Annotated in this window: 8 protein-coding genes; 1 reads left to right on the top strand and 7 read right to left on the bottom strand. The window is 42.2% G+C overall.

The window, feature by feature from the left end; genetic code table 11:
- Positions 1–55 precede the first annotated feature (55 nt).
- From LSG37_RS20600 to LSG37_RS20615, 3 genes are all read right to left on the bottom strand, one after another.
- Complete coding sequence (locus LSG37_RS20600; protein WP_057786600.1) at positions 56–859, bottom strand: undecaprenyl-diphosphate phosphatase; 804 nt, start codon at positions 857–859, stop codon at positions 56–58.
- Positions 810–1,820, bottom strand: a complete 1,011-nt coding sequence (locus tag LSG37_RS20605; RefSeq protein WP_269836696.1) for an ISAs1 family transposase — start codon at positions 1,818–1,820, stop codon at positions 810–812. The genes LSG37_RS20600 and LSG37_RS20605 overlap by 50 nt, the downstream gene beginning before the upstream one ends.
- A gap of 243 nt (positions 1,821–2,063) precedes the next feature.
- Positions 2,064–2,489: a hypothetical protein gene (locus LSG37_RS20615; protein ID WP_233081890.1), complete on the bottom strand. Its 426-nt coding sequence runs from the start codon at positions 2,487–2,489 to the stop codon at positions 2,064–2,066.
- Positions 2,490–2,883: 394 nt separating this feature from the next.
- On the opposite strand from LSG37_RS20615, the gene LSG37_RS20620 reads away from it, so the two are divergent.
- Positions 2,884–3,846, top strand: coding sequence for a hypothetical protein (locus LSG37_RS20620; RefSeq protein ID WP_233081891.1), 963 nt, complete (start codon positions 2,884–2,886; stop codon positions 3,844–3,846).
- A gap of 58 nt (positions 3,847–3,904) precedes the next feature.
- Here LSG37_RS20620 and LSG37_RS20625 read toward each other — a convergent pair whose 3' ends face one another.
- From LSG37_RS20625 to LSG37_RS20640, 4 genes are all read right to left on the bottom strand, one after another.
- Complete coding sequence (locus LSG37_RS20625) at positions 3,905–6,130, bottom strand: glycosyltransferase (RefSeq protein ID WP_233081892.1); 2,226 nt, start codon at positions 6,128–6,130, stop codon at positions 3,905–3,907.
- The gene (locus LSG37_RS20630; RefSeq protein ID WP_233081893.1) at positions 6,123–7,190 is read right to left on the bottom strand and encodes a lysylphosphatidylglycerol synthase transmembrane domain-containing protein; all 1,068 of its coding nucleotides are present in this window, start codon (positions 7,188–7,190) and stop codon (positions 6,123–6,125) included. Before LSG37_RS20630 ends, LSG37_RS20625 begins: the two co-directional genes overlap by 8 nt.
- 155 nt (positions 7,191–7,345) lie before the next feature.
- A complete protein-coding gene (locus tag LSG37_RS20635) occupies positions 7,346–8,206 on the bottom strand; it encodes a mechanosensitive ion channel family protein (protein ID WP_233081894.1) in 861 nt (286 codons plus the stop codon).
- Between the two features lie 70 nt (positions 8,207–8,276).
- The coding region (locus tag LSG37_RS20640; protein ID WP_233081895.1) for a sodium:calcium antiporter at positions 8,277–8,796 on the bottom strand (520 nt) is incomplete at its 5' end.

Consider the following 8,796-nt stretch of genomic DNA (forward strand, 5'->3'; position numbering starts at 1 on the left):
ACGCACAGTTATTTAGCAGCCACAACATCTTTATGGAGTATAGTGATTTCATAACTTACCTTAATAAAAACCAATAAATCGCCGCTGCCAACAATAAGCGGTAAATCACATAAGGCCACATACCAAAGCGGTTTAGCCAGGCAAGGAAAAAGTGAATGGCTGCAAGTGCAGTGATAAACGCGCTGAAGGTGCCAATGGCAAAGACCAGCCAATCAATACTGGTGGCATCGTTACTTATCACCTCAAGAAATTTCACGCTGGCGGCTAGAAAAGTAATAGGTATTGCCAGTAGAAAAGAAAAGCGTGACGCCGCTTCGCGGGTTAACCCCAGCAGTAAACCGACGGTGATAGTGGCTCCCGAGCGCGAGGTGCCGGGAATAAGTGACACCGCCTGCGCCAACCCCACCAGCAAACTGTCTTTTAAGGTTAGCTGTGACAGCTCCCGCGTCGCTTTAGCGGTAACATCGGCTACACCCAGTAAAATACCAAATAGCAGAGTAGTCACAAAGATAACGGCTACCGAGCGCAGGTGGGTGTCGATTAAATCCAGCAGCAGCAAACCGGCAATACAGGCCGGGATAGTACCCAGCACAACGGCCAGCGCCAACGGGCTTTGGCCGACATGCTTACGTTGGTTCAGCGCACTGACGCTATCAACGGTTAACTGCCACACATCTCGGCGAAAATATAATAACACCGCTAGCAAAGTGCCAAGGTGCACCGCTAAATCAAATGCCAGGCCTTGGTCTACCTGCCCGGTGACCAGTGGGGCAAGAATAAGATGGGCTGAGCTGGAAATAGGCAAAAACTCAGTAATACCCTGCAAAATGCCAAGAAAAATTGCGTAAAGAGTGGTCATGATGAGTCAAGCTTCCGAGCGTTATGAGTAGAGTCAGTAAATTGCGGCGCAGTCTAGCATAGTTCAGTCGCATCGTGGCAAGATTAGTCGCTGCATTACTACGGTATATCTGGCACGCATCCTCACCTAAACTCACATCCAGCACCCAGTGCAACTGATTTTCGATACTCCAATGCTCGCGAACTGCGCTGGCTAGCCGCTCGGCACTAAGCGCGGCTGAGCTAATAAAATAACGTTGCTCTAACACCGCACGCTTGTGCTTTTCCACCCGGTAAGTCATTGCCATGCCAAGGGTTGTCAGCGCTGGCCACGCAGCTTTGAGTTTTTCCTGTAATTCACTGGCATCACATACCTGGAATTCACGGTACTCCAAGCGCCCACGGTTCTTTTCCAATGACTGCGCTGCACTGTCTTTGCGCGCCTTACCCGCAAACACTTGTTTTACTGCATCGTGCAGCTGCCCTTGGTTGCCTTTAACCGTCAACAGGTAGTCAGCTTCTTTATCTACTATCTGCTGCGCTATCTCTTTCTGGCATCCCATGGCATCCAAACTGACCAGACATCCTTTAAGCTCCAGCAAGTTAAGTAGCTGAGGTATCGCCGTAATTTCGTTGCTCTTCTCTTCCGTTTTAACCTGGCCCATTACCACGCCATTGGCACTGGCAAACGCGCTAACCATATGAATAGATGAGCAGCGGTCTTCACGGTTGTAGGAGCCGCGCAGCGTTTTGCCGTCAATCGCTACTACCTGACCATCAGTAAGTTCTGTACAAGCCTGCATCCAACTGGCAAAGCAACGCTGTAAGGCTTCGCTGTCCAGCAATGACATCACCCGCGCGATAGTGTCGTGTACCGGCAAGCCCAGTTTGAAAAAACCATGTTCTTGCAACCAGTCAAAGCGGTTTTCACCGAAATCTTCAATATCTTCCCAGCCCTCACAGCCTGCGATAACTGCACACAGCGTTTAAAACACCACGTCAAACAAGGGATAAACGACCTTAGATGCTTGCCTTGGGTCTTCTAATTCTGAAAAGTGCTCTGCAAAAATATCGATGTTCATAAACTGGCTCCGTGCAAAAGCCAGTATCTGATCACAGCTGAAGATCGCGGTCAATCAGTTATGTTAAAGTGCGCGATAAATTTTCGTGATCTTGCCCTGCCGGGGATTCTCCCCGGTGTTTTTTATTAATATTCGCCCAATACATTACAGAATACATTGTTGTTTGGCCTTCCCCGCATCGACTCCGCTCTGAATAAGCTGCCTGACATCAGCGTTATTCATATTTGCTAGTAGCTCTTGCATTATATCCTGTGCAGTTTTATCGGATGACTGCTCCACCAAACAAGCATAGACATTTGAGATCCTGCCCTTAAGCGTTTCCATTTCAGCAACATTGCTAAAATCAGCGTTTAATGCATCGTTAACCGTTGTGGTGAGTAATGCAGCAAGCGCAGGGGCGTCGTTAAACAATTCACTATTCAGGCTTTCAAGATTAAAACTTTCTATCTTCTTTTGCAGTGACTCAACTTTCTGATTCGCCGCTTCCTGTGCTTTATCAATCATGTTATTCGCGCTATCACAACCAGTTAAAACAAAGCCTGCTATAATGGCTAAAAGTAAAACTTTCATTTTCGCCTCAGATAAATTATTAATAAATTCATTGTTTTTCTTATGCGTTTAGCAAAGCGCAACTCCTTTGCCAGCTATTGCTAATGTTAGCCACAGATGTTGGCAATGAATTGTAAGCGCAGAACGCAAGAACAACACTACTTCCTCAAGGTTAACCGCCGCTCGCACACCAAAACCTATACATCATTGATGAAGCTGCAGGTTCAGGTAATAAGGTGCTTATTTTTTGGATAGTTAAGCCAATAATAAGTTCCGCAAAAAGTTCTACAGCGACCTGGCTTAGCTATACAAGGTCTGGGCAACGTTTTATTACACCAAAAACCACAATACTTTAGCTTCAATTGTAAATAGCTGATAAATTATTGCTACGCTCAATTTTTTAGCAGAAATTTTCATGAAAAAACCAGCTGATCTTATTCGCCAAGAACGTTATAACAGTGCAACCACCGAATATACCCTAGCCATCATTACAGATGAAGACCATGCGTCTAAAGTTGAACTGGATAATGGGCAGCAGAAAGCCTGGACATCGAAATTACGCTATGACACCTTGTATCGTAATGTAGATAAAGAAACTGGAAAGGTAAGCTACACCATTGAAGCGATACCTGCAGAGCGAGGTGGCGAGCATCAATTATTAAGTTTTATCGCTGAAAATGATCGCGGGGCCGAATTTTCTGAATTGGTCAAATTTGGAGAGCGATTATTGACCTTTGATGACAGAACTGGATTAGTGTGTGAAGTTCGTAATCATAATCAACTGGTGCCTCGTCACATTCTTATGTCTGGCAGCGGTGATGAAAAATTTAAAGGCTTTAAAAGTGAATGGGCTACTTTAAAGAATGACCAACTTATTGTTGGCAGTCATGGCCAAAAACGTGCACATCAGTGGATCAAGATACTTGACCATGACTATAAAATAACCAGCATTGATTGGAGTTCTCGCTATCAACTGATGAAAGATGCCTTACAGCTAAGTGAACAAGGCTATGTTATTCATGAAGCAGCTGAATGGCATCCCTATCTACAAGAATGGATATTTTTTCCGCGAAAAGTCTCCGATTTACCTTATGATCCTGCCAGAGATGAAACACAAAGCGGTAACAATATTTTGCTACTGGCTAGCGAAGATTTTAGTCACATTCGTACGCTATCTATCGGTAAGCATGATCCCGAACGTGGGATTTCATCATTTAAAATTCTTCCAGGTCATCCAAATGAGTGTATTGGTTTGAAAAGTATTGAGATTGGCAATCGTACTGAATCATATTTATTTTGTTTTAACTTAGACGGTGAGGTACTGCAACCAGACACCTATATTGGACCTTATAAGTGCGAAGGGATTGAGATTTTGTGATAGTGTTCGGCGTCTATTTGCGCAAGGCTCATTAACGAAAATGATCAATATCGAACTATTATTGCTTTTGACTGGATCTTAATGAATGATTTGAGTGAATTAGAGCGTAGAAGCGGCTTACATTTCGACTAAAACACTCAATACTGTACTTTTTGGCAGTCATTCCGGCACCAGATGATGTAATATCGAACAACGCTTGGTTTGTGAGCAACTGGCACACTCGATCACTCCACACCGCGACATCGCAGGATGTTTTAAAACCGTTTTTGCCGTTATCGACAATGTCATCAATACCACTAGATCGTACTGCAACTACTGGCATTCCACCCGCCATAGCTTCCAGTATTACCATACCCTGGGTTTCCGACATCGATGCGAAAAGAAAGACTTCGCCTAATTGGCAGAAGAGCGGTATTTCTTCAGGATTGATACTCCCTGTTAACGAAATATTTTGCTGTAGTTTTCGCCTTGATATTTCATTTTGAATTCGTTGCCTATCAGGACCATCACCAATAATCAACAAACGAAACGGCTGTTTGTATTTAGACTTCAACAATTCAACGCCCGCGAGCAGAAAATCAATATTTTTTTCCTGGCTCAATCTAGAAATACTAATCAAAATACGCTCATTGGGTTGAGCATACTTTCTTTTCAGCTCCTCCAATTTATTAACTGACAAATTACTGCTTCGTTCTATGTCAATACCCGTTGGCTGCACCAAAATCCGGCGTTTAACACCTATGTTTCTTAAGTACTCTTCCGCACATTCTGTCGGTACGATCACACCATCACACTGATTAGCAAAGCGCCTTATCAATGAATGAGCAATTAGATTCCTAAACACCGAGCTTGGTAGTGGCACATAGTGTGCGTAGTGCTCTAGCCTTGTATGATAAGTGTAAACAACTGGGATCTTTAACCATTTGGCCAGATAAAGCCCTGCTCGCCCCAACCAAAATGGGTGATGAACATGAATGATATCGGGTTTAAAACGAATAACTTCGCGATAAAGCTTCAACGAAAAAATGTTAGCAACACGAAATTCACTATTCCGACCAAAGGGGAGGAGCGAGTTCACTCTGAAAATTCCATTCTCATCGCTTTCAATTGCTCCTGGGTAATTTGGTGCAACAACCAGTATGTTATGCCCAAGTGTCAGTAGACCATTTCGTAACCGATCTACCGACAGAGGAACGCCACCGATAAAAGGCAGATAGTTATTGGTGAAATGAGCTATTCGCAGCGACTTGTCACTTTGGCAATCCAAATCAATATCGTAATTTGGGTAGTAGTCCCTGTCACTCAACACTCTTTCATGCAACCAATACGCAAGGACAATAAAGGTGCTTACCAACAGTATAAAATTTAAATACCCAACATAAAAAAGTGAATGAATAAAGAACCAGGCACTTTCAACAGTTCTTATAATTGGTAGCTGCCCCACCTCAAGAGGGTGCTCTAATACTTCAATCACATTAGCTTTCACCGTAACCGATACAAAATGATAGTGACTCGCCTCATCATTAATCACAAAGCCACCAGCACCACCAGTTGTGATAAAAGTTGTATCACCATGAATTTGTCTGTCAAAAATGGGCGAGATTGAGGAAAAAACAACATCAACACCCAACTGCTTAATCAAAGATGAGAACTTTTTTTGATGGCTATCTGCAAATGTATCCTCATTTGAGTCAAATAAAGCTTTTTTCCCGCTACTGTAAAATGGATGTGCACTGAATAAGAACAAATTATCCTCTTGAGAAAACATCAACTCCTCTTCCAACCATCGATACTGCCAACTAAAGTCTGTGGTTCCAGTGCTATCTATAAAAATAAAACGATTACTACCTGACTTAAAACTGAAATGTAACGGACCGAAATGATCGTAAAATCTAAAGCCTCCTAACCGACTCTCTTCTTGAGGCCCAAATGTTAGTAGGTAAGGCATATTTAGCCTGGATAAAGCTCGGTAAATTGCTCTATATTTATCCTCTCCACCAGTCGAAACTGCGTTTCCCGCAGATATAACAAAATCGTAGCCTTGCTCGTTAAGTAAAGGAATAATCTTCCGCTCAAAAATACCCACTGAGTTGCTAATGTTGCCCACTACCGCAAATTTAAACTCGTCTTTATATTTTAATATGCTATCTATTTTCTCTACCTGTACAGCATGTTCTGCTATGAAGTCCTTTTCAAAAAAATTCAGATAAATTTTATAGAAAACTAAAAGGATGATGACAACAAAACAAGCTCTGTATAGCCAGCGAGCATACTTTCTAGTCATTTTTAGCTCCTGACAAAAACTCAAATATTGTTACAAAGATACCGATGAACAATCCGAGATAAATGGTGAGAAAACGCCATGCAATGATTATAAATACCAAATCAGGAGCTTGGATTATTGCACCAAAGAATATTGCGAATACCCCCTCAGCAATACCTGACGCGCCTGGCGTAGGTGCAAAATACATTATAAAAGTGTTAATAACCATTAATGCTAACACTGCGGTATAGTCTATTTGATAGCCCAACCCCCAAAGCAGCAAAGCTGGAAATGAAAACAAACTGACAAGAAATAAAATTGTTGAACCAATAGCCATAAGCTTATCTCGTAAGTTTCCCGTTAGAAATATATTGATGCAACAGGAAAAATGAAAAAGCTCTCTGGTAACTTGCCATGTGCGGCGCTGGCAAGTGTTCTGACTAATTAAACCAAAGCGATGAATTTGATTTAGAATTAATTTAAGCGTGTGAATAACCCATCGAATTCTCAAAAGCACTATCGCACTCAACAGCACGTATCCAATAGCAAAAGCAGACAGAAAGATGCCCCAGCCGTCCTGCAATAAGTCCGAGGACAACTGAGGGTTTATCATAAACAAAAAAGGCGTAGGTATAAAAATAAGTAAACTAGCTAATACTGTTCTTATGGACGTAGCGGCTGTCGCAGCACCTAACCTAACACCCCGTCGATGCAGAAACCACACCTGTGCGACACCTCCGCCGGTAGCCATTGGAGTTATATTAGAAAAAAGGAAGTTTATGAAAACAAGAGGAAAAATAGACTTAAACGCTTGGTGGCATCCAATAGCACGCAAGGTAAACCAAAGCCTCATAGCATCACTAGTATAATAAACCAAAAGCAATGCGAAACACGCTACAACGAACTCTAGAGTAAAAATCTGTAGTAAATCAGAATTAAGACTGGAATCTACTTCTTTATACAAGCTAAAGGGAACCAAAAAGCTTAACAAAACAAATAATGCCGAAAAACCAATCAGCTTTAGCCATGACTTTTTGTCTTTTATAAAGAAATGCTCGCTATTTTCTTCCACATCTGACATGACGATTTTTTAAGCCAACCTTTGCGTATTAATTACAAGTAAGGCGCTAATGGAGTGCAAACAATTTATCCATTCCGCACTATTTTTGACAATAAATAACTGTTCTTAGCTCTGTATCACCCGATGCATGTCAAACATGGAACTGCCCCCCAAGGTTAATCGCTTCGTAACTTACCCTTCTCGGTAAGTAAAATTTGCTCAGAAACAACGTGTAATGTTCGTTGTGGAAAAGGAATCGTCAGGCCTGCTGCTTCAATGGATTCCTTCACCTTTTTATTCAAATCCCAATATGCTGACCAATAGTTTTCATTGGTTGCCCATGCTCTGAGTTGAACGTTTACGGCGCTATCAGCCATAGATGCAACCATAACTTGAGGTGCAGGTTCAGTCATCAATCTTGCTTCTTTTTCTGCAACAGCCTGCAATATTTTAAATGCGTGATCTATGGAGTCTGAATAGGAAATACCTACAACAATATCCATCCGTCGTTTACCGTTCCGGGTAAAATTTTTAATGTTACTGCCCCACAAAACACTATTAGGCGACGCAATATACAAACCATCGATGGTTTCAAGCACTGTAGTGAATAAGTTAATCTCTTTAACTGTTCCTTGAGTCGAGCCAAACTCATTAAAATCTCCAGATTTAAAAGGCCGAAGGATTAACAGCATGATTCCAGCTGCGATGTTACTGAGAGTGTCTTTTAGCGCAAGACCCACCGCTAGACCTGCGGCACCTACCAGTGCAATAAGACTGGCTGTATTTACCCCAAAAATATCCAGAATGAATACACCACCAATGGCATATACCGCATAGCTAACAACGGTTGAAAATATCGGTATCAACGTCGCGTCAAATTTTTTCAACTTAGTATTGGTATTTTGAATCGCCTTACGGATTGCTCTGGCGATAAGTGAGCTTGCCACCAAAATAGCAATCGCCAAGATAAAATTGTAACCAAGCGCTATTATCGTTTCAGAATGAGCATGCCAGAATTTGATAAGTGAATCTTTCATATTTACTCCGTTATTGTGCGCATAAATAGGCGATTCAAAATGCACATTTCATAATTTTTCGGTGTATCGATCAAATTACAGACATCACTAACCAAGTATTGTAAGCACAAAATGCAATCAAAAGACCTGCGCCTTCCAATCTGTTAACCCGTCCTTCTCGACGAAAACCATACGCCATAAACAGCAAAGCGATTGTCATTCCCATCATAACCAACCAGTCTCGGGACATGACCTCCGGTGACATACCTGTAATCGGTGTGATTACGCCTGCAATACCAACTACTGCTAGCAAGTTAAACATGTTTGAACCCACCACGTTACCAATGGCTATGTCATGCTCACCTTTTCTAACCGCAATAATGGATGCTGCCAACTCAGGAAGTGATGTACCCAAAGCAACAATAGTTAAGCCGATAATTAAATCACTTACACCCAGTGCCTCTGCGATACTCACCGCGCCCCAGACGAGCACTCGTGAACTTACTATCAGAAGTACCAAGCCAATCACCAGCCAAAAAACCGCCTTTCTGATAGACATCTCGTGCTCAACCAGCTCTTGATCCATCTCACTTTCTAAATAACTGTGCCAT

It is taken from the genome of Rheinheimera soli (assembly GCF_021290985.1).
In the GTDB taxonomy this organism is placed as follows: domain Bacteria; phylum Pseudomonadota; class Gammaproteobacteria; order Enterobacterales; family Alteromonadaceae; genus Pararheinheimera; species Pararheinheimera soli.

Bases quoted from the DNA above. Each gene is read 5' to 3' on its own strand.
- LSG37_RS20620 (WP_233081891.1), top strand. From the start codon at position 2,884: ATGAAAAAACCAGCTGATCTTATTCGCCAAGAACGTTATAACAGTGCA.
- LSG37_RS20615 (WP_233081890.1), bottom strand. From the start codon at position 2,489: ATGAAAGTTTTACTTTTAGCCATTATAGCAGGCTTTGTTTTAACTGGT.
- LSG37_RS20630 (WP_233081893.1), bottom strand. From the start codon at position 7,190: ATGTCAGATGTGGAAGAAAATAGCGAGCATTTCTTTATAAAAGACAAA.
- LSG37_RS20600 (WP_057786600.1), bottom strand. From the start codon at position 859: ATGACCACTCTTTACGCAATTTTTCTTGGCATTTTGCAGGGTATTACT.
- LSG37_RS20635 (WP_233081894.1), bottom strand. From the start codon at position 8,206: ATGAAAGATTCACTTATCAAATTCTGGCATGCTCATTCTGAAACGATA.
- LSG37_RS20625 (WP_233081892.1), bottom strand. From the start codon at position 6,130: ATGACTAGAAAGTATGCTCGCTGGCTATACAGAGCTTGTTTTGTTGTC.